Source organism: Aurantimonas endophytica, from assembly GCF_014196845.1.
Taxonomy (GTDB): Bacteria; Pseudomonadota; Alphaproteobacteria; order Rhizobiales; family Rhizobiaceae; genus Aurantimonas; species Aurantimonas endophytica.
Map to the genome: position 1 here is coordinate 558,047 of NZ_JACIEM010000005.1, position 21,799 is coordinate 579,845.

At 66.3% G+C, this 21,799-nt stretch carries 20 protein-coding genes; 15 read left to right on the forward strand and 5 right to left on the reverse strand.

Annotated elements, in window-relative coordinates; all coding sequences use genetic code 11:
- Nucleotides 1-146 precede the first annotated feature (146 nt).
- The 3 genes from GGR03_RS20175 to GGR03_RS20185 all read left to right on the forward strand — a co-directional run bounded on the left by GGR03_RS20175 (nt 147) and on the right by GGR03_RS20185 (nt 5,541).
- Entirely contained in the window at nt 147-1,565 is a 1,419-nt protein-coding gene (locus tag GGR03_RS20175) for an NAD(P)-dependent oxidoreductase (protein ID WP_183210556.1), read from the forward strand.
- A gap of 11 nt (nt 1,566-1,576) precedes the next feature.
- Nucleotides 1,577-2,920, forward strand: coding sequence for an NAD-dependent dihydropyrimidine dehydrogenase subunit PreA (preA, locus tag GGR03_RS20180; RefSeq protein ID WP_183210557.1), 1,344 nt, complete (start codon nt 1,577-1,579; stop codon nt 2,918-2,920).
- A 182-nt stretch (nt 2,921-3,102) separates the two neighbouring features.
- A complete protein-coding gene (locus GGR03_RS20185; RefSeq protein ID WP_183210558.1) occupies nt 3,103-5,541 on the forward strand; it encodes a putative bifunctional diguanylate cyclase/phosphodiesterase in 2,439 nt (812 codons plus the stop codon).
- A 47-nt stretch (nt 5,542-5,588) separates the two neighbouring features.
- On the opposite strand, the gene GGR03_RS20190 is transcribed toward GGR03_RS20185, so the two are convergent.
- The gene (locus tag GGR03_RS20190) at nt 5,589-5,897 is read right to left on the reverse strand and encodes an EthD family reductase (RefSeq protein ID WP_183210559.1); all 309 of its coding nucleotides are present in this window, start codon (nt 5,895-5,897) and stop codon (nt 5,589-5,591) included.
- 85 nt (nt 5,898-5,982) lie between these two features.
- A complete protein-coding gene (locus GGR03_RS20195) occupies nt 5,983-6,618 on the reverse strand; it encodes a TetR family transcriptional regulator C-terminal domain-containing protein (RefSeq protein ID WP_183210639.1) in 636 nt (211 codons plus the stop codon).
- Nucleotides 6,619-6,822: 204 nt separating this feature from the next.
- Here GGR03_RS20195 and aptA point away from each other — a divergent pair, with 204 nt between their 5' ends.
- The 5 genes from aptA to hydA are packed head-to-tail and all read left to right on the forward strand — an operon-like array spanning nt 6,823 to nt 11,507.
- Entirely contained in the window at nt 6,823-8,151 is a 1,329-nt protein-coding gene (aptA, locus tag GGR03_RS20200; RefSeq protein WP_183210560.1) for an omega-aminotransferase AptA, read from the forward strand.
- Between the two features lie 32 nt (nt 8,152-8,183).
- The gene (locus GGR03_RS20205) at nt 8,184-9,431 is read left to right on the forward strand and encodes a Zn-dependent hydrolase (RefSeq protein ID WP_183210561.1); all 1,248 of its coding nucleotides are present in this window, start codon (nt 8,184-8,186) and stop codon (nt 9,429-9,431) included.
- A gap of 32 nt (nt 9,432-9,463) precedes the next feature.
- The gene (locus GGR03_RS24940; protein ID WP_353956214.1) at nt 9,464-9,682 is read left to right on the forward strand and encodes an antitoxin MazE-like protein; all 219 of its coding nucleotides are present in this window, start codon (nt 9,464-9,466) and stop codon (nt 9,680-9,682) included.
- Nucleotides 9,679-10,062 carry a type II toxin-antitoxin system PemK/MazF family toxin gene (locus tag GGR03_RS20215; RefSeq protein WP_183210563.1) on the forward strand — a complete coding sequence of 128 codons (384 nt, stop codon included), beginning with the start codon at nt 9,679-9,681 and terminating at the stop codon, nt 10,060-10,062. The genes GGR03_RS24940 and GGR03_RS20215 overlap by 4 nt, the downstream gene beginning before the upstream one ends.
- Entirely contained in the window at nt 10,059-11,507 is a 1,449-nt protein-coding gene (gene hydA / locus GGR03_RS20220) for a dihydropyrimidinase (protein ID WP_183210564.1), read from the forward strand. Before GGR03_RS20215 ends, hydA begins: the two co-directional genes overlap by 4 nt.
- 66 nt (nt 11,508-11,573) lie before the next feature.
- On the opposite strand, the gene GGR03_RS20225 is transcribed toward hydA, so the two are convergent.
- On the reverse strand, nt 11,574-12,932 hold the full coding sequence (locus GGR03_RS20225; protein ID WP_183210565.1) for an esterase-like activity of phytase family protein: 1,359 nt from the start codon (nt 12,930-12,932) through the stop codon (nt 11,574-11,576).
- 127 nt (nt 12,933-13,059) lie between these two features.
- On the reverse strand, nt 13,060-13,488 hold the full coding sequence (locus GGR03_RS20230) for a cupin domain-containing protein (protein WP_183210566.1): 429 nt from the start codon (nt 13,486-13,488) through the stop codon (nt 13,060-13,062).
- Here GGR03_RS20230 and GGR03_RS20235 point away from each other — a divergent pair.
- Genes GGR03_RS20235 through GGR03_RS20250 form a run of 4 tightly spaced genes read left to right on the forward strand, consistent with a single transcriptional unit; the run spans nt 13,479 to nt 17,303 of the window.
- The gene (locus GGR03_RS20235) at nt 13,479-14,351 is read left to right on the forward strand and encodes an ABC transporter ATP-binding protein (protein ID WP_246368266.1); all 873 of its coding nucleotides are present in this window, start codon (nt 13,479-13,481) and stop codon (nt 14,349-14,351) included. The genes GGR03_RS20230 and GGR03_RS20235 overlap by 10 nt on opposite strands.
- 15 nt (nt 14,352-14,366) lie before the next feature.
- On the forward strand, nt 14,367-15,317 hold the full coding sequence (locus tag GGR03_RS20240) for an ABC transporter permease (RefSeq protein WP_183210567.1): 951 nt from the start codon (nt 14,367-14,369) through the stop codon (nt 15,315-15,317).
- Nucleotides 15,314-16,282: an ABC transporter permease gene (locus tag GGR03_RS20245; RefSeq protein ID WP_183210568.1), complete on the forward strand. Its 969-nt coding sequence runs from the start codon at nt 15,314-15,316 to the stop codon at nt 16,280-16,282. The genes GGR03_RS20240 and GGR03_RS20245 overlap by 4 nt, the downstream gene beginning before the upstream one ends.
- Nucleotides 16,283-16,313: 31 nt before the next feature.
- Entirely contained in the window at nt 16,314-17,303 is a 990-nt protein-coding gene (locus GGR03_RS20250; protein WP_183210569.1) for an ABC transporter substrate-binding protein, read from the forward strand.
- A 60-nt stretch (nt 17,304-17,363) separates the two neighbouring features.
- Here the strand turns inward: GGR03_RS20250 and GGR03_RS20255 are convergent, their stop codons facing one another.
- Nucleotides 17,364-18,476: a 5-methyltetrahydropteroyltriglutamate--homocysteine S-methyltransferase gene (locus GGR03_RS20255; protein ID WP_183210570.1), complete on the reverse strand. Its 1,113-nt coding sequence runs from the start codon at nt 18,474-18,476 to the stop codon at nt 17,364-17,366.
- A gap of 303 nt (nt 18,477-18,779) precedes the next feature.
- Between GGR03_RS20255 and GGR03_RS20260 the strand changes: the two genes are divergently transcribed.
- From GGR03_RS20260 to GGR03_RS20270, 3 genes are all read left to right on the forward strand, one after another.
- Nucleotides 18,780-19,841: a TRAP transporter substrate-binding protein gene (locus GGR03_RS20260; RefSeq protein ID WP_183210571.1), complete on the forward strand. Its 1,062-nt coding sequence runs from the start codon at nt 18,780-18,782 to the stop codon at nt 19,839-19,841.
- A gap of 70 nt (nt 19,842-19,911) precedes the next feature.
- The gene (locus GGR03_RS20265; RefSeq protein ID WP_183210572.1) at nt 19,912-20,466 is read left to right on the forward strand and encodes a TRAP transporter small permease; all 555 of its coding nucleotides are present in this window, start codon (nt 19,912-19,914) and stop codon (nt 20,464-20,466) included.
- Nucleotides 20,467-20,473: 7 nt separating this feature from the next.
- Entirely contained in the window at nt 20,474-21,796 is a 1,323-nt protein-coding gene (locus GGR03_RS20270) for a TRAP transporter large permease (RefSeq protein WP_183210573.1), read from the forward strand.
- The last annotated feature ends 3 nt before the right edge of the window (nt 21,797-21,799 follow it).

Below are 21,799 nucleotides of genomic sequence, written 5' to 3' on the forward strand. Positions count from 1 at the left end.
CCTGCATAGACAGCTACCCAGCCACACGCTGCCGCGTTTTTGATCGTCCGGTCAAAAATTTGACGGCTCGAAAAATTCGGATCATTCTAAATTCGTCCCGACGCGACATGCGACGCTTCGGACCGAAGCGCCTGGGGAGTGCCGCGATGAACGAAGCCCACCCGATCCGACCCGACATCGCCGCCGGACGGCTCGACCGGGCGGCGCTCGCCCGCAACTTCTCGGACATCCACCCGCCGCTGGAGGCGCACGAAGCCCTGGTCGAGGCCGACCGCTGCTATTTCTGCTACGACGCGCCCTGCATGACGGCCTGTCCGACCTCGATCGACATCCCGCTGTTCATCCGCGAGATCCAGGCCGGCAACCCGACCGGCGCGGCCAAGACCATCCTCTCCTCGAACATCCTTGGCGGGATGTGCGCCCGCGTCTGCCCCACCGAAACACTCTGCGAAGAGGTATGCGTGCGTGAGATCGCCGAGGGCAAGCCGGTGAAGATCGGGCTGCTGCAGCGCTACGCCACCGACATCATGATGGAGAAGGGCGGTCATCCCTTCGAACGGGCAGAACCGACGGGCAAGCGCGTCGCCGTGGTCGGCGCGGGACCCGCCGGCCTTTCCTGCGCCCACCGCCTGGCAATGCTCGGCCACGATGTCACGCTTTACGAGGCGCGCCCGAAGCCCGGCGGCCTCAACGAGTACGGCATCGCCGCCTACAAGGCGACGGAGGACTTCGCGCAGCGGGAGGTCGAGTTCATCCTGGCGATCGGCGGCATCACGCTGGAGACCGGCAAGCTGCTCGGCCGCGACCTTCATCTCGCCGAGCTGCGTCGCGACTTCGACGCGGTCTTCCTCGGCCTCGGACTTGCCGGGGTGAATGCGCTCGGCGCGGAAGGCGAGCAAAGTCGCGGCAGCCGCGACGCCGTCGCCTGGATCGCCGAATTGCGTCAGGCAAGCGACATGGCCACGCTCCCGGTCGGGCGCCGCGTCGTCGTCATCGGGGGCGGCATGACCGCCATCGACGCGGCCGTGCAGGCCCGCGGGCTCGGGGCGGAGGAGGTGACCATCGCCTATCGCCGAGACCAGCCGGCGATGAACGCTTCCGGCTACGAGCAGGAGATCGCCCAGACGCGCGGCGTCCATATTCGCTGCAATCTGCAGCCGAAGCGCGTGCTTGCCCATGGGGGGCAGGTCGTCGGCGTCGAATTCGAGCGGACGCGCCTGGACGGGGAAGGGCGCCTTTCCGGGACCGGTGAGGTGGTAACGATCGCCGCCGACCAGGTGTTCAAGGCGATCGGACAGGTTTTCGAGCCGGAAGGCACTTCTGCCGAAGGTTCTGCGGTGGCGCTCGAAAAGGGCCGCATCAAGGTCGACGCGGAGCGCCGCACCAGCCTCTCCGGCGTCTGGGCCGGCGGCGACTGCATCGCCGGCGGCGACGATCTCACCGTCGTCGCCGTCGAGGACGGCAAGATCGCCGCCGCCAGCATCCATGCCGCTCTGTCGGCTCCGGCCGGCCTGCTGTCGCGGGCGCTGGATGCGGTCAAGACTGCAATTCCCGGCAGGGCGTGAGGAGCAGAGTCATGGCCGACCTATCGACGTCCTTCCTCGGCATATCCTCGCCGAACCCCTTCTGGCTGGCCTCGGCGCCGCCGACCGACAAGGAATACAACGTCCAGCGGGCCTTCGAGCAGGGCTGGGGCGGGGTGGTGTGGAAGACGCTCGGCGAGGACCCGCCGCTGGTCAACGTCAACGGCCCGCGCTACGGCGCGATGTGGGGGCCGGACCGGCGGCTGCTCGGCTTCAACAATATCGAGCTGATCACCGACCGCGCGCTGGACACCAATCTGGAAGAGATCGCCCGGGTCAAGCGCAACTGGCCGGACCGGGCGATGGTCGTGTCGCTGATGGTGCCCTGCGAGGAAGCGCCCTGGCAGAAGATCCTCGCCCTCGTCGGCGAGACCGGGGCCGACGGGGTGGAGCTGAATTTCGGCTGTCCGCACGGCATGAGCGAGCGCGGCATGGGCTCGGCGGTCGGCCAGGTGCCGGAATACATCGAGATGGTCGCGCGCTGGTGCAAGCAGCACTCGGACCTGCCGGTGATCGTCAAGCTGACGCCCAACATCACCGACATCCGCTTTCCCGCCCGTGCCGCGCAGAAAGGCGGCGCCGACGCCGTCTCGCTGATCAACACGGTCTCGTCGATTATGTCGATCGACCTCGACAGTTTCGCCCCGACGCCGACCATCGACGGCAAGGGCAGCCATGGCGGCATGTGCGGCCCGGCGGTAAAGCCGATGGCGCTCAACATGGTCGCCGAGATCGCCCGCGACGCAGAGACACGCGGCCTGCCGATCTCCGGCATCGGCGGCATCACCACCTGGCGCGACGCCGCCGAGTTCATCGCGCTCGGCTGCGGCAACGTGCAGGTCTGCACGGCCGCGATGACCTACGGCTTCAAGATCGTGAAGGAGATGGTCTCTGGCCTGTCCGACTGGATGGACGAGAAGGGCTACCGCACCATCGAGGACTTCCGTGGGCTCGCCGTCCCCAACGTCACCGACTGGCAGTATCTCAACCTGAACTACGTCACCAAGGCGCGGATCGATCAGGATCTCTGCATCAAGTGCGGCCGCTGCCACATCGCCTGCGAGGACACATCGCACCAGGCCATCACGTCCATGGTCGACGGCGTCCGGCATTTCGAGGTGATCGACGAGGAGTGCGTCGGCTGCAATCTCTGCGTCAATGTCTGCCCGGTCGAGGACTGCATCACCATGGAGCAGATCGGCGGTGTCGACCCGCGCACCGGCAAGCCGATCCCCGACGAATACGGTAACTGGACGACGCATCCGAACAACCCGATGGCGAAGGAAAAGCAGCAATTCGCCGCCGAACCGGTGGTCCTGCCTGCTGCCGCAGAGTAGCCCGACCGCCCAGCTGCCCATGATGACGCACGGCAATCGTAGACCGTTCGTGCTGCGATGCAGCGACAAGGAGCCCGAAGGTCAGATCGCGTAACCGTGAAGTAACTTCGGGTGGCTATCGTCGCACGAATGCCGCCGCCGTCCGGCGACGGGTACCACTTTCAACGCAAGAAGCGGCGCAAATGTCGATCAACTCAAGGCTTATCGCGGGCAGCCTGGTGTTCGCCCTGTTAGCCGTCGGCTTCGCCGGGTTCGCCTATCATTCCCAACGAACATCGCTGGATCTGGTCGCGGGGCTCTATGATCGAAATCTTGAGCCGATGCTGGCTCTGCAGTCCGCCCAGATCAGGATCCGCTCCCTGCATCAGCGGCTCTCGGAGACCGCGGAGACGACCCGCCAGGCGCCGGGCCTCGACGCGCGGGAGGCAGAGAGCTTTCGTCGCACGCTCGCGGAAACCGTCGGCGACCTGGAAGACATTCTCGCTGCTCCCATTGCACCGGAAGAGCATGCCGCAGTCAGCGGGCTGTTATACGACCTGACCCGCCTGCAGGCGACGAGCGGCAATCTTTCCCCACGGCTCGCGCGCGGCGAACTGGCCGAGTTCTCGGACCGGCTTTCGGGGGCCGGTGCGCAGATGCGCGCGGGACTCGATGCGCAGCGCGTCGGGGCCGTTGAGCGAATCGATCGCTCGATCGCCGGGAACCTCGCGGGACTGTCCGTCGTCCTCCTCGTCCTGGGCGGTTTTCTCCTGTTGCTGACGCGTTTGGCTGGCCGACCATTAAGCCGGCTCTCCCTCCTGGGGCGGGCGCTGGCGGCTGGCGAGACGGTCGAGCCCATCCGGCCAAGCGGTCCGGCAGAAGTTCGCGACGTCATGGAGGCGCTCCGGGCGATGCAGGTCCGCTGCTCGAAGCTGCAGGGAGCCATGACGAGCGAGACCGGGTTCCTCGCCGGGCAGCTTGCGATGCAGCAGACGCAACTGGAAGCAGCGCTCAATAACATGACACAGGCCCTGTGCATGCTCGACGGCGAGAAACGTCTGGTCGTCTGCAACGACGGCTTCATCGAGCTCTTCGGAAAATTCGGGCCGGGAACCCCCGCGCGCACGTTTTTCGACGATTCCGCACTCGCCCTGCAATTGCCGGAGAACGGCACCTCGAACCACCTTCACGAGACGCTGGATGGCCGCACGATGGAGGTCAAGCGGCGCGGCATCAAGGACCGCGGTCTGCTGATCACCTTCGAAGATATTACCGAGCGACAGGGCATTTCGACGCGCCTGGAGCACCTTGCCAATCATGACGGCCTGACCGGACTGCCCAACCGCCGGCGTTTCGGGGAGATACTTGATGGGCTGCTCTCCAAGGGGTTGAAGCCGCTCGGAATCATCGTGGTCGACATCAGCAGCTTCAAGTCGATCAACGACAATTACGGTCACGCGGCTGGAGACGCGCTGCTGAAGGAATTCGGCCAGCGGCTCTGCGGGATCGCCGGGTCCAATGCGACGGTCGCCAGGCTCGGCGGTGACGAATTCGCCGTGATCGTGCCGGGTCTGCGCGCGCCAGAGGACGTCGATGTGCTGGCACAGTCGATCCTTGCCAGTTTCGCCGAGCCGTTCGAGGTGGAGAATCGCCGGATCGTCGCAGCGGCGCATGCCGGGGTTCTGTTCGTGCCGGGCGGAGAACGCACCCCCGGTCTCGACGCCGACTTCGCGTTGCAGAATTGTGACCTGGCGCTCGACCAGGCGAAAGAGGGCGGGCGTCGCCGGCCCCTGCGTCGCTTCGTGCCGGCCATGCGCGAGCGTTTGCAGCGCCGGCGCGAGATGGAACTCGACCTCAGGGCCGCGCTGGAAGAGGAGCAGATCGAACTCTTCTACCAGCCGTTCATCGACGCCGGGCAGCGGCGGGTCATCGGTTTCGAGGCGCTGCTGCGTTGGCGTCACCCCGGCCAGGGGACGATCGCTCCGTCCGTCTTCATCCCACTTGCAGAAGAAACCGGTCTCATCGAGCAACTCGGCATATGGGCCCTCGAGAAGGCCTGCCATCAGGCGACCCAGTGGCCGACGGATCTTGCGATCTCGGTCAATCTGTCGGCCGTGCAATTCCAGAGCGCGACGCTTGTCGAAGATGTCCGCAGGGCTCTCGCGGCGTCCGGCCTGCCTGCCTCGCGCCTGCAGATCGAAGTGACCGAATCCTTGTTCATCGACGAAAGCGACAAGGTCCTGTCGATCCTCACCGAATTCCGCAGCATGGGCCTGACGATCTCGATGGATGATTTCGGTACCGGCTATTCCTCCCTCGGCTATCTCAGCCGCTTTCCCTTCGACAAGATCAAGATCGACCAGTCATTCGTCCGCGACATGCGCCGGCCGGAGAATATCGCCATCGTCCGCTCCGTGCTCGGTCTATCCAAGGCCTTGGAGATGCAGGTGATCGCAGAGGGCATCGAAACGGAAGAGCAGATGCGGATCCTCTACGAGGAGGGATGCCGGGAAATGCAGGGCTACTACTTTTCCCGGCCCCGTCCCGCCGCCGACATCCCGCTCATGCTGGTAGACATATCAAACCGCTGGAACCACGACTTCGCGGTGACCGAGGCGCTCCGAAGGGAGGTCGCTGCCTAGGCGCCGCGCCGCCAATGGCGAGGCCATCGGCGGAGCCATCTCCCTCATCAAAGGGTCTTGGTGTCGAACATCAGCAGTTCCACGCCGCCATCGGCAAAATTGCCAAGATCAGCCGCAGCTGCCTGACCCTCCGGGGTTGCGAGACCCGCCTCGATCTCGGCAAGCGAGGCGAAACTCAGCACAGCCACCAGGTGGTAGTCGGTTCCGCCGCCCGGTCCCGCTACCGTTCCGTCGCTGATCTCGTAGTGAACCAGACCCGGGATCTTCTTCGCCAGGGGTACGTGTGTCCGCATGTAGTAGGCGTCGAACGCCGCGGGGTCCTTGGGGTGCTTGTAGAGCACGGTGAGCTTTGCCAAGACAATGGTCCTCCCATACGCGCCGGTGCCCTGACGCGGCACGATCATGGCCCGAACGGCGCGGGCCGGCAATCCGGCCCGAAGGTCAGGGCCGGGGCTTCAGCCCGTTGAGCACCAGCGTCAGGACGGCCTGTGCCGTCTGCTCCCGAAAGCCCGGCCGATCGACCTGGCTCCCCATGATGGCCCGCACCTGTACGTCGAAATCGGCGTAATGTTGGGTCGTCGCCCAGATCATGAAGATCAGGTGGTGCGGATCCACCGGCGCCAGCCGGCCGGTGCTCACCCAAGTGCGGACCACCGCCGCCTTCTCGTCGACCAGCTGTTTCAGCTGTGTCCTCAGGAAGTCCCCGACCACCGGCGCACCCGCCAGGATCTCGTTGGCGAAGAGCCGCGAGGCGGCGGGCTTCTGCGCCGACATGTCGAGCTTCGCGGTGATGTAGCGGCGCAGCTCCTCGACCGGATCGCCTTGGGGGTCGATCGCGGCGAGCGGCGCCAGCCAGTCGGCGAGCGTGCCTTCGAGAACGGCGCGGTAGATGTCCTGCTTGCGCCTGAAGTAATAGAGGAGATTCGGCTTCGACATGGCGGCCCGGGCCGCGATCTGGTCGACTGTCGAGCCGCGAAAGCCGTGGATCGAGAAGACCTCCAGCGCCGCTTCGAGGATGATCTCGCGGTTGATCGACTGGATTCGTGTCGACTGGCGCTCCTCGCCTGCGCCGCCCATCTGGCCGCCGGCCGGTTCGACTTTTACGTCCACGCCCCATCCTCCCCACGCTGCCTGCTCTGTTTGCACTGCGAGAGACTGTGCAGTTTCGCGGCATGACGCTTGACCGGTACAGGGTGAACTTCTAGCCTCCCTTTTGACCATTTAGTCAAGATTTTCGGGCGTCTCCGGCAACCGGGACCAGCCCCACCGAGGCGGCAGACGATGAACGAGCACGCGACGATCGCCCCCAACAATCTCGATGCTTTCTGGATGCCGTTCTCGGCGAACCGGCAGTTCAAGCAGGCGCCGCGCATGTTCGTTGCGGCCAAGGACATGCATTACACCACTGCCGAGGGGCGGCAGGTCCTCGACGGCACGGCGGGGCTCTGGTGCGTCAATGCCGGTCATTGCCGGCCGCTGATCGTCGAGGCGATCCAGCGGCAGGCGGCCGAGCTCGACTACGCACCGGCCTTCCAGATGGGCCACCCCAAGGCCTTCGAGCTCGCCTCGCGGCTTGCCACGATCGCGCCGGCCGGGCTCGACCACGTCTTCTTCACCAATTCCGGCTCGGAATCGGTGGATACGGCGCTGAAGATCGCGCTCGCCTATCATCGCGCCAGGGGCGATGGCTCGCGCTTCCGCCTGATCGGGCGCGAGCGCGGCTATCACGGCGTCAATTTCGGCGGCATCTCGGTCGGCGGTATCGTCGGCAACCGCAAGATGTTCGGCACGCTGCTGACCGGCGTCGACCACATGCGCCACACGCACGACCCTGAGCGCAACGGCTTTTCAAGCGGCGAGGCGGAATACGGGGCGGAGCTTGCCGACGATCTCGCCCGTATCGCCGCGCTGCACGATCCCTCGACCATCGCGGCGGTCATCGTCGAGCCGGTGGCCGGCTCCACGGGTGTCCTGCCGCCACCCAGGGGCTATCTCAAGCGCCTGCGCGAGATCTGCGACCAGCATGGCATCCTGCTGATCTTCGACGAGGTGATCACCGGCTACGGGCGCATGGGCACGGCTTTTGCGGCCGACTATTTCGGCGTCACGCCCGACATCATGGTCACGGCCAAGGGCCTGACCAACGGCGTCATCCCGATGGGCGCGGTCTATGTGAAGGACGAGATCTACGACGCCTTCATGGGCGGGGCCGAGCACCTGATCGAGTTCGCCCACGGCTATACCTATTCCGGCAGCCCGATCGCTGCAGCCGCCGGGCTCGCGACGCTGGAGACCTACAAGGAAGAGGGGCTGTTCGAGCGGGCCAGGGCGCTGGAGCCGGTCTGGGCGGAGGCGATCCACTCGCTGAAGGGCGAGCCGCACGTCATCGACATCCGCACCATCGGCCTGATCGGCGCGATCGAGCTGCAGCCCGTGACGGGCGAGCCGACCAAGCGGGCCTTCTCGGCCTTCCTGAAGGCCTACGAGGCGGGTCTGCTGATCCGCACCACCGGCGACATCATCGCGCTGTCGCCGCCGCTGATCATCAGCGAGGACCAGATCGGCGAGATCGTCGAGACCTTGCGGTCCATCCTGAAGAACCTGGACTGATTTTTCGACCGTCAGCAGCAGAGAGTGAATTCATGAGCCTTGCCACCAATCTCCAGATCGACGGCGACCGCCTCTGGGACTCGCTGATGGAGATGGCGCGGATCGGCCCGGGGATCGCCGGCGGCAACAACCGCCAGACGCTGACCGACGCGGACGGCGAGGGGCGCCGGCTCTTCCAGTCCTGGTGCGATGCAGCAGGTCTCACGATGGGCGTCGACACGATGGGCACCATGTTCGCCCGGCGCGAGGGAAGCGATCCCGAAGCGCTGCCCGTCTATGTCGGCAGCCATCTCGACACCCAGCCGACCGGCGGCAAGTACGACGGCGTGCTCGGCGTGCTGGGCGGGCTGGAAGTCATCCGATCACTCAACGATCTCGGCGTGAAGACGAGGCATCCGATCGTCGTGGTCAACTGGACCAACGAGGAGGGCACGCGCTTCGCCCCTGCCATGCTCGCCTCCGGCGTCTTCGCCGGCATCCACGACGAGGCCTGGGCCAAGGAGCGCAGGGACGCGGGCGGCAAGAGCTTCGGCGAAGAGCTGAAGCGCATCGGCTGGGAAGGCGACGAGCCGGTCGGCCAGCGCAAGATGAAGGCCTTCTTCGAGCTGCATATCGAGCAGGGGCCGATACTCGAAGACGAGGGTATCGACATCGGCGTCGTCACCCATGGCCAGGGGCTCTACTGGCTCGAGGTGACGCTGACCGGCAAGGAGAGCCACACCGGCTCGACGCCGATGTACAAGCGCCGCGACGCCGGGCTCGGTATGGCGCGGGTGATCGAGCTCGTCAACGAGGTGGCGATGGACTACCAGCCGGACGCCGTCGGCACGATCGGGCACATGGATGTCTATCCGAATTCCCGCAACATCATCGCCGGCCGCACCACCTTCACCATCGACATCCGCTCGCCGTCCAAGGAGACGCTGGACGAGATGCGCGAGCGGATCGAGGACGGGATCGACCTGATCGCCGAGGCCCTCGACATCGATGTCTCGATCGACGAGGTGGGACATTTCGATCCGGTGACCTTCGACGCCGGATGCGTCAAGGCGGTTCGCGACGCCGCCGAGGCGCTCGGCTACTCGCACCGCGACATCGTCTCGGGCGCCGGCCACGATGCCTGCTGGATCAACCGCGTCGCGCCGACGGCGATGGTCATGTGCCCCTGCGTCGACGGCCTCAGCCACAACGAGGCGGAGGAAATCACCAAGGAATGGGCAGCTGCCGGCGCCAACGTGCTGATGCGCGCGGTGGTGGAGACAGCGGGTATCGTGGAGTAGGATCGGGCGGTCGCACAGCCGGAGGTGCCAGGATGGGAAGGCCGAGGGAACTATCGGACGAAGAACGGTCGGCGCTTCTGGCGAAGGGTTGGCGGCCGATGGAGGTGTGGGTTCCGGACTGGGACAGCCCGGCCTTTGTTAAAAGATTGCGACAAGACTGCGAGGCCATCAACCAGGCAGACAGTCGGTCGGGAGAGCTCGACCGACTTTCAGAGGAGGTCGACGATCTCTGGATCGATCCCGCCCCATGAAGCGAGGCGACGTCGTCCTCGTTTCCGGAAAGGGAGATTACGGCAAATCCCGACCGGCCGTGGTCGTCCAGGCTGACTATTTTGCCGAGTATCTTGGAAGCCTCACCGTCGTGCCGTTCACGAGCGACGTGGCGAGCGAAATCTCCATCCGGGTCACGATTGAAGCGAATGCGGCGAATGGCCTGCGAGAAAAATCTCAGTTGATGACCGACAAGATCCAGACTTATCCGCGCGCAAAGGTGTTCGGACCGATCGGCACCTTGGAAGCCGATCAGATGGTTCAATTGGACCGTGCGCTGATTGTCTTCCTGCAGCTTGCCGCAACGCTTTTTGCAAGTTCCCCGACCGTCCCTCTGAGCAGCCAAGGAACAGATCCATGACCACAGTCATCAAGGGCGGAACGATCGTCACCGCCGATCTCACCTACAAGGCCGATATCCTGATCGACGGCGAGACCATCGCGGCGATCGGACCCGACCTTTCCGGCGATACGGTCATCGACGCCTCCGGCGCCTATGTGATGCCGGGCGGCATCGACCCGCACACCCACATGGAGATGCCCTTCATGGGCACCTACGCGGCGGAGGATTTCGACACCGGCACGGCGGCGGCGCTCTCCGGCGGCACGACGATGGCGGTGGATTTCTGCCTGCCGAGCCCGGGCCAGGGCCTGATCGACGCTTTGCAGCAATGGTACCAGAAGGCCGGCAAGGCGCGCACCGACTACTCGTTCCACATGGCGATCACCTGGTGGGACAAGCAGGTGTTCGACGAGATGCCCAAGGTCGTCGAGGAGGGCATCAACACGTTCAAGCACTTCATGGCCTACAAGGGCGCGCTGATGGTCAACGACGACGAGATGTTCGCGTCGTTCCAGCGCTGCGCCGAGCTCGGCGCCATGCCGCTCGTCCATGCCGAGAATGGCGACGTCGTCGCCTCGCTGCAGCAGAGACTGATGGCCGAAGGCAACAACGGGCCGGAGGCGCATGCCTTCTCGCGTCCGCCCGAGGTCGAGGGCGAGGCGGTCAACCGCGCCATTATGATCGCCGACCAGGCCGGCGTGCCGCTCTACGTCGTCCACGTATCCTGCGAGCAGGCGCACGAGGCGATCCGCCGGGCCCGGGCAAACGGAATGCGGGTCTATGGCGAACCGCTGGTCCAGCACCTCGTGCTCGACGAAAGCGAGTATTTCAACGCCGACTGGGACTATGCGGCGCGGCGCGTGATGTCGCCGCCCTTCCGCAACAGGAAGCACCAGGATTCGCTGTGGGCGGGGCTCGCCTCCGGCTCGCTGCAGGTGGTGGCGACCGACCACTGCGCCTTCACCACCGAGCAGAAGCGCATGGGGCTCGGCGACTTCACCAAGATCCCCAACGGCACCGGCGGGCTGGAGGACCGGCTCCCCGTGCTGTGGACGCACGGCGTTACAACCGGCCGGCTCACGATGAACGAGTTCGTCGCGGTCACTTCGACAAACATCGCCAAGATCCTCAACATATACCCGAAGAAAGGCGCGATCCTGCCCGGCGCCGATGCCGACCTGATCGTCTGGGATCCGTCGGCGACCAAGACGATCGCCGCCAGCCGGCAGAAGTCGATCATCGACTACAACGTCTTCGAGGGCGTCGAAGTCACCGGCCTGCCGGCGATCACGCTGTCGCGGGGCCGCGTCGCCTACAAGGATGGCGAAGTCCTTGCCGGACGCGGCGACGGCCGCTTCGTCGAGCGCGCCGCCGGCGCCCCGGTCAACAAGGCGCTGTCGACCTGGAAGGAACTCACCGCCCCGCGCCGGGTGGAGCGGTCCGGCATTCCAGCAGGCGTCTGAACGAAGCCGGCCGGGCTCGCGAGAGCCCGGCCGGAAGAAGTCACGCCGTGAAAGTGGTCGTCAGCCTTACTTGGCGGCCAGCATTTCCGAGACGTCGAGCAGGATGAACTCGTTGTCGGCCGCCTTGTCGAGCGTCCGGCCCGACGAGAACGGCAAATTGTTGTCCATTGCCACCATGATCTCGGTGTTGGACACGGCCATGACGTTCTCGATGGTGAAGAACGGGAAGGTCATGACGCCTTCGAGATCGCGCTTGGCTGCCGTCTCGATGCGGCTCTTGCCGTCCGGATCGGCGATGTCCATCAGGTCGATGTGGCCGATCCGGCGCACGAAGCCGTCTTCGTCGATCGAGGCCGTGTCGACGAGGACGATGCGCTTCAGCATGGCCGGGCTCGGGAAGCAGTCGGGCTGCGCCTCGCCTTCGCATTTCAGCGACGGATCACCTTCGCCATTGTCGCGCTCGATGACCAGCGCCCGGGTCTCGTCGATGAAGTTGAAGTCGCCGATCGCCGTCGCGCCCTCGGCCAGCGCCAGCTTGAAGCCTTCGCCGGTCCATTCGCCCTTGGCGGGGTCGAAGGCGAGTACCTGCAGGTGATTGCCGACGGGCGCGCCGTCCTCGCCGAGCAGCGGCTTCTCGAGCATCGCCCAGAGCAGGTCGGTGCCGGGCTGCAGCGCCATGCCCTCGTAGCCGCCCGAGCGCGGAACGCGCCAGTCGGTGCCAGCCTTGGACAGGCCGCTGACCGTGGGGTGGTCGACGCTCTTCAGTTCGGCGCCGTCCATCATGGTCGAGTGGACCGAGATGACCTTGCCGTCGGTCGTCGCACGGATGAGATAGGGACCGAATTCCTCGCCGATCCAGATGTCCCCGTCGACCAGCTGGATGCTTTCGGGATCGAAGTCGGCGCCGGTCAGGTAGCGCTGCTCGGTGCCCTCATAGGCGATGCGGAAGGGGATCTTCTTGTCCGGATCGGAGAGGAAGACCGTCTCGTTGACCGCCACCGAGCCGGTCTCGAAGTCCGGCGTCACGCGATGAAAGAAGAGCAGCGCGTCCGGGCTGTTGGCCTTCGTGCCGAAGCCATTGTCGGTGAGAACGTAGGTCGAGCCGTCCTCGGCGCGCTCCATGGCGAAACCCGAGAAACCCTGCAGCGGCTGGCCCTCGAACGGCACCGAGAGGCCGGTCGTACGCTTGCCGTGCTGGGCGCCGGTGTCGCCGGGCACGGTGCCGACGGCGTCGACGCGGCTGCCGGTGGTAAACTTGCCGGAGATCCGCGCGTCTTCCGGCGCATCGGCGGGCGCATCGACGAAGGTCGCGGCGGGGACGAAGGCGTGGCCGACGAGCTTGGCCGGGAAGACGGTCTCGGCCTGAGCGCTGCCGAGGCAGACGGCCAGCGCGAGCGCCGAGACGGAAAGGGTGGTTCTGATCATGGTAGTGGCTCCAGGCGGAGATGAGTTGCGCGCCAGAGCTAGGGCCGTTCCTTGAAGCGTGGGTGACGGTTTTGCGGCGCTTGCGTGACAAACGCGGTCACGGTGCAGTCGCCGCGCCGCCCGACGATCACCCGGGCACGAGCGCTTCCAGATCCGGCCGCAGGACGACGCTTTCCTGCTCGTTCGGATCGGTGCGGGCGATAACGGCGACGCAGGGCTCGGAACCGGAATTATACGGCAGATGCGGCACCCCGGCGGGAATGTAGAAGAGCTCGCCCGCGGCTACCGTCTCGTGATGCTCCAGCCGTTCGCCCCACCAGGTGCCCGAGACGCCGCTGACGACATAGATCGCCGTCTCGTGGTTCTCGTGGAGATGGGCCTTCGCCCTGCCGCCCGGTGGGATCGTCAAAAGATGCATGCAGATACCGGAGGCGCCGACGGTTTCCCGTGCAATTCCCTGGAAATAGCTGAAGCCCTGCTTGCCGTCATAGGTCGAAACCGGCCTTATGATCCGGCATTGCGGACGGTCGGATGAAGGGAGCGAGGATGCGGTCATCGGAAAATCTCCTTGCGTCGACGCAGGAAACGCCAACCGGCGCGCTGCGGCAAGACGCAAGGCGTATCGCCGGCAGCGCCGCGGCAGGCGAGGGGGTGATCTGCGCCCGCAGCCTCGACCTCGTCTTCCAGACCGGCGACACCCCGGTCCATGCGCTGAAGGACATCGACCTCGACATCTTCAAGGGCGAGTTCGTCTCGCTGATCGGCCCGTCCGGCTGCGGCAAGACCACGCTCCTGCGCGTCATCGCCGATCTCGAGCAGCCGACCGGCGGCAGCCTCTCGGTCAACGGCATGACGCCGGACGCGGCGCGGCAGGCCCGCGCCTATGGCTACGTCTTCCAGGCCGCGGCGCTCTATCCCTGGCGTACGATCGAGAAGAACGTCGCGCTGCCGCTCGAGATCATGGGCTTCGACCGTGCCCGGCGGAAGCAGCTCGTCGACGCCAATCTCGACCTCGTCGGCCTCGCCGGCTTTGGGCGCAAGTTTCCCTGGCAGCTGTCGGGCGGCATGCAGCAGCGCGCCTCGATCGCCCGCGCGCTGTCCTTCGATCCGGATCTCCTACTGATGGACGAGCCGTTCGGCGCGCTCGACGAGATCGTCCGCGACCATCTTAACGAGGAGCTGCTGAAGCTCTGGGCGAAGACGCAGAAGACCGTCGTCTTCGTCACCCATTCGATTCCCGAGGCGGTGTTCCTGTCGACCCGCATCGTCGTGATGAGCCCCAGGCCCGGCCGCATCCACGAGATCATCGACTGCGATCTCGGCCCCGACCGGCCGCTGGAAATCCGCGAGACGCCGGAGTTCCTCGCCATCGCCCACCGTGTGCGCGAGGGGCTGCGGGCAGGGCACGGGTATGACTGAACGGTCGGGCACCTCATGAGCGCACCGTCGACCTCCGTCGCCGAACCCGGTGCTGCGATCGGCTACTCAGCCCCGCTGACGCGCCTGCGTCGCCGCATGGCCGAAGGCCATGCGCTGCCGGTGCTGACCGTCCTCGCGGTCATCATCGTCCTCTGGTATCTCGCCGCGATCGGGATGAACTGGGCGACCGAGACGGTGAAGCTCGATCGGGCCGGGGGGCCGTACGGCCTTGCCGACACGATTGCCGCCACATGGTCGGCGGAGCGGCCGGTGCTGCCGGCGCCGCACCAGATCGCGGTCGAGCTGTGGACATCGACGGTCGACGTCAAGCCGAGCTCGCCGCGTTCGCTGCTTTACCACTCCTGGGTCACGCTCTCCTCGACCCTGCTCGGCTTCCTGATCGGCACGGTTCTCGGCGTGCTGCTGGCCGTCGGCATCATCCATTCGCGCACGCTCGACAAGAGCCTGATGCCCTGGCTCGTTGCGTCGCAGACCATCCCGATCCTCGCCATCGCGCCGATGGTCATCGTCGTGCTCAATTCCGTCGGGGTCACCGGGCTTTTGCCGAAGGCGTTCATCTCGACCTATCTGTCGTTCTTCCCCGTGGCCGTCGGCATGGTGAAGGGGCTGCGCTCGCCCGACGTGATGCTGCTCGACCTGATGCACACCTATTCCGCGACCCGCCAGCAGACGCTGGCGAAGCTGCGCTGGCCGGCCTCGACGCCGTTCCTCTTCGCCTCGATGAAAGTCGCCGTCGCCGCGGCGCTGGTCGGGGCGATCGTCGGCGAGCTGCCGACCGGCGCCGTCGCCGGGCTCGGCGCGCGGCTTCTCGCCGGCTCCTATTACGGCCAGACGATCCAGATCTGGTCGGCGCTGTTCGCCGCTGCGATCATGGCGGGGTCCCTGGTCTGGCTGGTCGGGCTCGGCGAGCGCATCGTGCTGCGGCGCATGGGAACGCGGCCATGAGCGTCGTGCAGCGCGTCGACCACCGACCGGTGGCGATAGCCCTCAATGCCGCGCTGGCCGGCGCGGCGGGGCTCTACGCGCTGTCGCTGCTGGATGGCGGCAGCGGCCGGCTGCTGCTCGCCGTGGCACTCGGCTTCTGGCTGCTCGCCTGGCGACTGACGGCGAGCCTCGCGGCGCTGGAGCCGAAAGGCCGGGCCGCACGCGCCGCCATCGACATCACGCTGCCGGTGCTCTTCGGCCTGACGCTGCTGCTCTTGTGGGAGATCGTCGTGCGCGGGCTCGACGTGCCCAGCGTCCTCCTGCCGCCGCCCTCGGCGATCGGCGCGCAGATCGCCGGGTCGCTGTCGATCCTCTGGGCGGATTTCCGCCAGACCTTCCTGAAGGCGGTGATCGCCGGCTATGTCCTCGGCTGCGGCGCCGGTTTCGTGGTGGCGGTTCTCGTCGACCGCTCGCCATTCCTGAAACGCGGTCTGCTGCCGATCGGCAATCTCGTCTCGGCGCTGCCGATCATCGGCGTCGCGCCGATCATGGTGATGTGGTTCGGCTTCGACTGGCAGTCGAAGGCTGCCGTCGTGGTGGTGATGACATTCTTCCCGATGCTGGTGAACACGGTCGCGGGGCTCCAGGCGGCCGGCGCGATGGAGCGCGACCTGATGCGCACCTACGCGGCAAGCCCCTGGCAGGGCCTTCTCAAGCTTCGCCTGCCGGCGGCCTTGCCCTTCATCTTCAATGCGCTGAAGATCAACACGACACTGGCGCTCATCGGCGCGATCGTGGCCGAGTTCTTCGGCACGCCGATCGTCGGCATGGGATTCCGCATCTCGGCCGAGATCGGCCGCATGAACACCCCGATGGTGTGGGCGGAGATCACCGTCGCGGCGCTGGCCGGCTCGCTCAGCTACGGTCTCGTCGCGATGATCGAACGGTGGTCGACTTTCTGGCATCCGTCCTATCGCAAGGGGTAGGCGGCAAACCCTGCAGCAAAGGAGAAGGCGTATGAAGAAACTTCTGGCAGGCGCGACGATCGCGCTCGCGACCATGGCCACCGGGGCGCTGGCGCAGGACGCGGTGACGCTGCAGCTGAAATGGGTCACGCAGGCGCAGTTCGCCGGTTACTACGTCGCCTTGGAGAAGGGCTTCTACGAGGAAGCCGGGCTTGACGTGACCATCAAGCCGGGCGGGCCCGACATCGCGCCGGTCCAGGTGCTGGCCGGCGGCGGCGCCGACGTGGTGGTGGACTGGATGCCCTCGGCGCTGGCCGCGCGCGAGAAGGGCGTGGCGCTGGTCAACATCGCCCAGCCCTTCGCCCGCTCCGGCATGATGCTCACCTGCCGCAAGGAGACCGGCATCGAGAGCCCCGAGAACTTCGCCGGCAAGACGCTCGGCGTCTGGTTCTCCGGCAACGAGTATCCGTTCCTCTCCTGGATGTCGAAGCTCGGCCTGCCGACCGAAGGCGGCCCGAGCGGCGTCACCGTCATCAAGCAGGGCTTCAACGTCGATCCGCTGATCCAGAAGCAGGCCGACTGCATCTCCACCATGACCTACAACGAATACGGCCAAGTGCTCGATGCCGGCATTCCGGCGGAAGAGCTGGTTGTGTTCAACTACACCGACCAGGGCGTCGCGACGCTGGAAGACGGGCTCTACGTGCTGGAGGAAGACCTGCAGGACCCGGCGACCGTCGACAAATACGCCCGCTTCGTGAAGGCCTCGATGAAGGGCTGGGAATACGCCGCCGAGAACCCTGACGAGGCGGCCCAGATCGTCATCGACAACGACATGACCGGCGCCCAGTCGCTGGCGCACCAGCAGTTCATGATGGGCGAGATCGCCAAGCTGCTCGGCGACGATGCCGCGCTCGACACTTCAGCAGCGGAGAACACCGTTGCCGTGCTGATGGGCGGCGGCTCCGACCCGGTGATCACCCAGGAACCCGAGGGCGCCTGGACCAGCGTGGTGACCGACAAGGCCGCCGAGCTGGAATAGTCCGGCAGGTCGCCAGTTCACGAAGGCCGGGGGCTTCCCCGGCCTTCGCTTTTGCAGGCTTCAGTAACCCCAGACGTCGCGGGCGACGGAGACGCAGCGGTCGAGCTTGCGCCACTGATCGTCCTGGGTGAGATCGTTGCCGTGGGCGGTGGAGGAGAAGCCGCACTGGTGCGACAGCGCGCACTGGTCGAGATCGACGAACTGCGCCGCCTCGTCGATGCGACGCTTGACGGCATCGCCGGTCTCCACCGTGGCGGATTTCGACGACATCAGCCCGAGCACCACGGTTTTGCCCTTCGGCATGTGCCGGAGCGGCGCGAAGTCGCCGGAGCGCTCGTCGTCATATTCGAGGAAGAAGCCGTCGATCGCCATCTCGTTGAACAGGATCTCGGCGACGGGCTCGTAGCCGCCCTTCGCCACCCAGGCGCTCTTGAAGTTGCCGCGGCACAGATGCACCGCGACGACCATGTCGTCGGGGCGGTCCCGGATCGCGTCGTTGACCATCTGGCAGTAGAGCCGGGTCAGCTCGTCCGGATCGTCGCCGCGCTTGGCGGTGCGCTCGCGGATCTCCGGGTCGCAGAGATAGGCGAGGTTGGTGTCGTCCATCTGCAGATAGCGGCAGCCCCGCTCGGCAAGGTCGGCGATCTCGGCGCGGTAGGCGGCGGCCAGATCCTCGTAGAACGGCTCGAGATCGGGATAGGCCGAGCGCGAGACCGCGTCGCGCCCGCCCCGGAAATGCAGCATCGACGGGGCGGGGATCGTCACCTTCGGCGTGTGCGCGACGACGGACTTCAGGAAGTCGAAGTCGGCGCGCTGGATCGGCTTGGCGTGGCCGATCCTCTCGTTGACGTGCATCGTCGGCGGGGCAAAGCCCACCTCGGTGCCGTCGTCCTTGCGGAAATGCGCCTTGAACTCGCCGTATGTCACCTCGACCCCGTCGAGCTGCTCGAGGAAGTCGACGTGGAAGAACGTCCGGCGGAACTCGCCGTCGGTGATTCCCTGCAGGCCGACCGATTCCTGCCGGCGCACCAGTTCGGTGATGCACGCGTCCTCGATCTCGCGCAGCGCCTCCGCCTCAAGCTTGCCATCGGCGAACTGAGCGCGCGCCTTCTGAAGCCGTTCGGGACGAAGGAAGCTGCCGACATGGTCGGCCTTGAAGGGTGGTCTGGTCATGATGGTCCTGTGCGGTCGTCGGCTAAGGGGAGGCGCTTGCCATGCGTCGGGGTGGCTGGCTCTCGGGGGACGCATATAAAGACGGCTCGGGGTCTTTCCACCGGCGTCCGGTGTGCGATCATGCGGCCGATAACCCGGGGTTACGCCGGGAGTGGGCGAATCATTGGCGCGCGTGGGGATCATCCTCGTGCGAAGTCCGGACGGGTCGGGCGCGCAGCCGGGAAGCCGGGAGGGCGACCTGGATGGCGTTCCGCGACAGCCCCGTCCAAGACCGGGCCGAGAGGCCGCATCTGGGAGGACATCATGCTCAAGACCCTGACGAGACTGCCGGTCGCGGCGGCCGTTCTCGCCTTCATGACCGGCGCGTCGCTCGGCCAGGAGGTGACGCTGCGCGTCCACCAGTTCCTGCCGGCGCAGGCGACGATCCCCGCCAACGTCCTCACGCCCTGGGCGGAGAAGATCGCAGCGGAATCGGACGGGAGGATCGCGGTCGAGTTCTATCCCTCGATGCAGTTGGGCGGCACGCCGCCGGACCTCTTCGACCAGGCCCGCGACGGGGTGGCGGACGTCGTCTGGACGGTGCTTGGCTATACGCCGGGGCGCTTCCCGAAATCGGAGACCTTCGAGCTGCCGTTCATCATGACCGACGCGGTCTCGACCTCGAAGGCCTTTCAGGAATTCGTCGAGACGAATGCCGCCGACGAGTTCTCCGAGGTGCATCTCCTCGCCGTGCACACGCATGGGCCGGGCCTGTTCCACACCAAGGCGCCGATCGCCAGGTTGGAGGATCTCTCCGGCATGAAGATCCGCGGCGGCTCGCGGATCATCAATGATCTTCTGACCAAGCTGGGCGCAACGCCGGTCGGTATGCCGGTTCCCGCCGTGCCGGAATCGCTGTCGAAGGGCGTGATCGATGGGGCGACGGTGCCTTGGGAGGTGACGCTGCCACTTCGCATCGCCGAGCTTGTCCGGCACCACACCGGCTTCACCGGCGAGAACGGCCTCTACACCCAGACCTTCGCCATCGTCATGAACGCCGACACCTATGACGGACTGCCCGACGACCTCAAGGCGATCGTCGACGCGAACTCGGGCATGCCGCTTGCGACCATGGCCGGCGAGGCGATGGAAGCTGCGGATGCCGCCGGCCGGCAGAAGGCGCTCGACCTGACCAACGACATCGTCGCACTCGACGCGGCGGAGACCACGCGGTTCAAGGACGCTTCCGCCGTCGTGATCGAGGAGTGGGTGGCGGCCGGCGAAGGCCGCCAGGCGCTGCTCGACAGCGCGACGGCGCTGATCGCCAAATATACCGGCGAGCGGGCCGAAGCGCCCGTCGACGGCGCCGCGAAGGCGGCCAATTGAGCTTTTCGGGGAGCTTGCGTCGCCGCGATCGCGCTGCGGCGAGGCGGCCGACGGGCCCAGCCCTGCCGCGATGAGCGAGACGTTTCGCCCTGAACCCGGGCCCGAGGCCGGCCCGCTCGGAGCCGTGGTTGAGCGCGCCGCCCGGTTGCTCGCCTATGCCGGCGGGATCTGCCTGGTCTTCATCGTCGTCCTCACCTGCGCCTCGATCATTGGCCGGGCAATGCTGACGCTTGGTCTCGGCTTGGGCCCGGTGCCGGGCGATTTCGAGCTGGTGGAGATTGCCGCGGGCGTCGGTGTGTTCCTGTTCCTGCCGCTCTGCCAGCTGAGGCGGGGCCATGTGACGGTGGATATCCTCTCAGCGTGGTTCGGCCGGCGCGGCGTCGCTGTCAGCGATCTCGTCGGCAATTTGCTGATGTCGATTGCCGCGTGCGTGATCCTCTGGCGCCTCGTTGCCGGCCTGCAGGACAGACTGCGGAGCGGCGAGGAGAGCTTCATCCTCGGCATACCGGCCTGGGTCGGCTACGCGCTGTCGCTGGTGGGGGCGGTCAGCTTCCTTCTCGTCTGCCTCTACACGCTCTACCGGTCGTGGGTTGAGACGACTTCCGCCACGCCCGACCTGGCCTGAGGCATCCTTGTCCAATCTCGAGATCGCGCTCCTGTCCTTTCCGATCCTGCTCGCGCTGATCTTCGCGCGCATGCCGATCGGGCTCGCCATGCTGGTCTGCGGCTTCGTCGGCAACTGGATCGTCATGGGGCGCCTGACGCCGATCCTGGCGCAACTGAAGTCGCTGCCCTTCACCACCTTCGCCAGCTATTCGCTGTCGATCATCCCGCTGTTCCTGCTGATGGGCCAGTTCGCCGCCAAAGGCGGCATGAGCCAGGCGCTGTTCCGGGCGGCGAACGCCTGGATGGGCCACCGCAGAGGCGGCGTCGCGATGGCGGCGATCGGCGCCTGCGCCGGTTTCGGCGCGATCTGCGGTTCCTCCATCGCGACCGCCGCGACGATGGGCAAGGTCGCGCTGCCGGAACTGAAACGCTACGGCTACGAAGGCGGGTTCGCCACGGGCGCCCTGGCTGCCGGCGGCACGCTCGGCATCCTCATCCCGCCCTCCGTCGTGCTGGTGATCTACGCGATCCTGACAGAGCAGAACATCGCCAAGCTGTTCCTCGCCGCCTTCGTGCCGGGGATCCTGGCGATGATCGGCTACATGATCGCCATCGCCATCTATGTCCGGGTGAAGCCGGAGGCGGCCGGCACCGCGGCGAAGGCGAGCATGGCCGAGCGGCTGCGGCTGACGCGGGATGTCTGGCCCGTCCTGCTGGTGTTCTTCCTCGTCGTCTTCGGCATCTATTTCGGCTGGTTCACGCCCACCGAGGGCGCCGCGGTGGGCGCCGCCGGCACCGGGCTGATCGCCTTCCTCAATGGCGGGCTCAGCCGCGCGGACCTTGCGGAATGCTTCATCGACACGGCGATCGCGACGGCCATGATCTTCTTCATCATCCTCGGCGCAGGGGTCTACAACTCGTTCCTCGCGCTCAGCCAGTTGCCGCAGGCGTCCGCCGCCTGGGTCATCGCGCAGGGCTATTCGCCCTTCGTCGTCCTGACGGTGATCCTCCTGACCTATCTCGCCTTCGGCTGCGTGATGGATTCGCTGTCGATGATCCTTTTGACCGTGCCGATATTCTTCCCGATCGTGATGGGGCTGGATTTCGGCTTGCCGCCGGAGGAGTTCGCGATCTGGTTCGGCATCCTCGTGCTGATCGTCGTGGAGGTCGGGCTGATCACCCCGCCGGTGGGGCTCAATCTCTTCGTCATCAATTCGATGGCGAAGGACACGCCGATGGGCCGCACCTATCGCGGCGCGCTGCCGTTCGTTGCCACCGATATCGTGCGCACGGTGATCCTCGTCCTGTTCCCGGCGATCACGCTGTTCCTGGTGCGCTGGCTCTACTGACCT

Coding starts and splice junctions, on each gene's coding strand:
- GGR03_RS20175 (WP_183210556.1), top strand. CDS start 147: ATGAACGAAGCCCACCCGATCCGACCCGACATCGCCGCCGGACGGCTC.
- preA (WP_183210557.1), top strand. CDS start 1,577: ATGGCCGACCTATCGACGTCCTTCCTCGGCATATCCTCGCCGAACCCC.
- GGR03_RS20185 (WP_183210558.1), top strand. CDS start 3,103: ATGTCGATCAACTCAAGGCTTATCGCGGGCAGCCTGGTGTTCGCCCTG.
- GGR03_RS20195 (WP_183210639.1), bottom strand. CDS start 6,618: ATGGGCGGCGCAGGCGAGGAGCGCCAGTCGACACGAATCCAGTCGATC.
- aptA (WP_183210560.1), top strand. CDS start 6,823: ATGAACGAGCACGCGACGATCGCCCCCAACAATCTCGATGCTTTCTGG.
- GGR03_RS20205 (WP_183210561.1), top strand. CDS start 8,184: ATGAGCCTTGCCACCAATCTCCAGATCGACGGCGACCGCCTCTGGGAC.
- GGR03_RS24940 (WP_353956214.1), top strand. CDS start 9,464: ATGGGAAGGCCGAGGGAACTATCGGACGAAGAACGGTCGGCGCTTCTG.
- GGR03_RS20215 (WP_183210563.1), top strand. CDS start 9,679: ATGAAGCGAGGCGACGTCGTCCTCGTTTCCGGAAAGGGAGATTACGGC.
- hydA (WP_183210564.1), top strand. CDS start 10,059: ATGACCACAGTCATCAAGGGCGGAACGATCGTCACCGCCGATCTCACC.
- GGR03_RS20225 (WP_183210565.1), bottom strand. CDS start 12,932: ATGATCAGAACCACCCTTTCCGTCTCGGCGCTCGCGCTGGCCGTCTGC.
- GGR03_RS20235 (WP_246368266.1), top strand. CDS start 13,479: ATGCGGTCATCGGAAAATCTCCTTGCGTCGACGCAGGAAACGCCAACC.
- GGR03_RS20230 (WP_183210566.1), bottom strand. CDS start 13,488: ATGACCGCATCCTCGCTCCCTTCATCCGACCGTCCGCAATGCCGGATC.
- GGR03_RS20240 (WP_183210567.1), top strand. CDS start 14,367: ATGAGCGCACCGTCGACCTCCGTCGCCGAACCCGGTGCTGCGATCGGC.
- GGR03_RS20245 (WP_183210568.1), top strand. CDS start 15,314: ATGAGCGTCGTGCAGCGCGTCGACCACCGACCGGTGGCGATAGCCCTC.
- GGR03_RS20250 (WP_183210569.1), top strand. CDS start 16,314: ATGAAGAAACTTCTGGCAGGCGCGACGATCGCGCTCGCGACCATGGCC.
- GGR03_RS20255 (WP_183210570.1), bottom strand. CDS start 18,476: ATGACCAGACCACCCTTCAAGGCCGACCATGTCGGCAGCTTCCTTCGT.
- GGR03_RS20260 (WP_183210571.1), top strand. CDS start 18,780: ATGCTCAAGACCCTGACGAGACTGCCGGTCGCGGCGGCCGTTCTCGCC.
- GGR03_RS20265 (WP_183210572.1), top strand. CDS start 19,912: ATGAGCGAGACGTTTCGCCCTGAACCCGGGCCCGAGGCCGGCCCGCTC.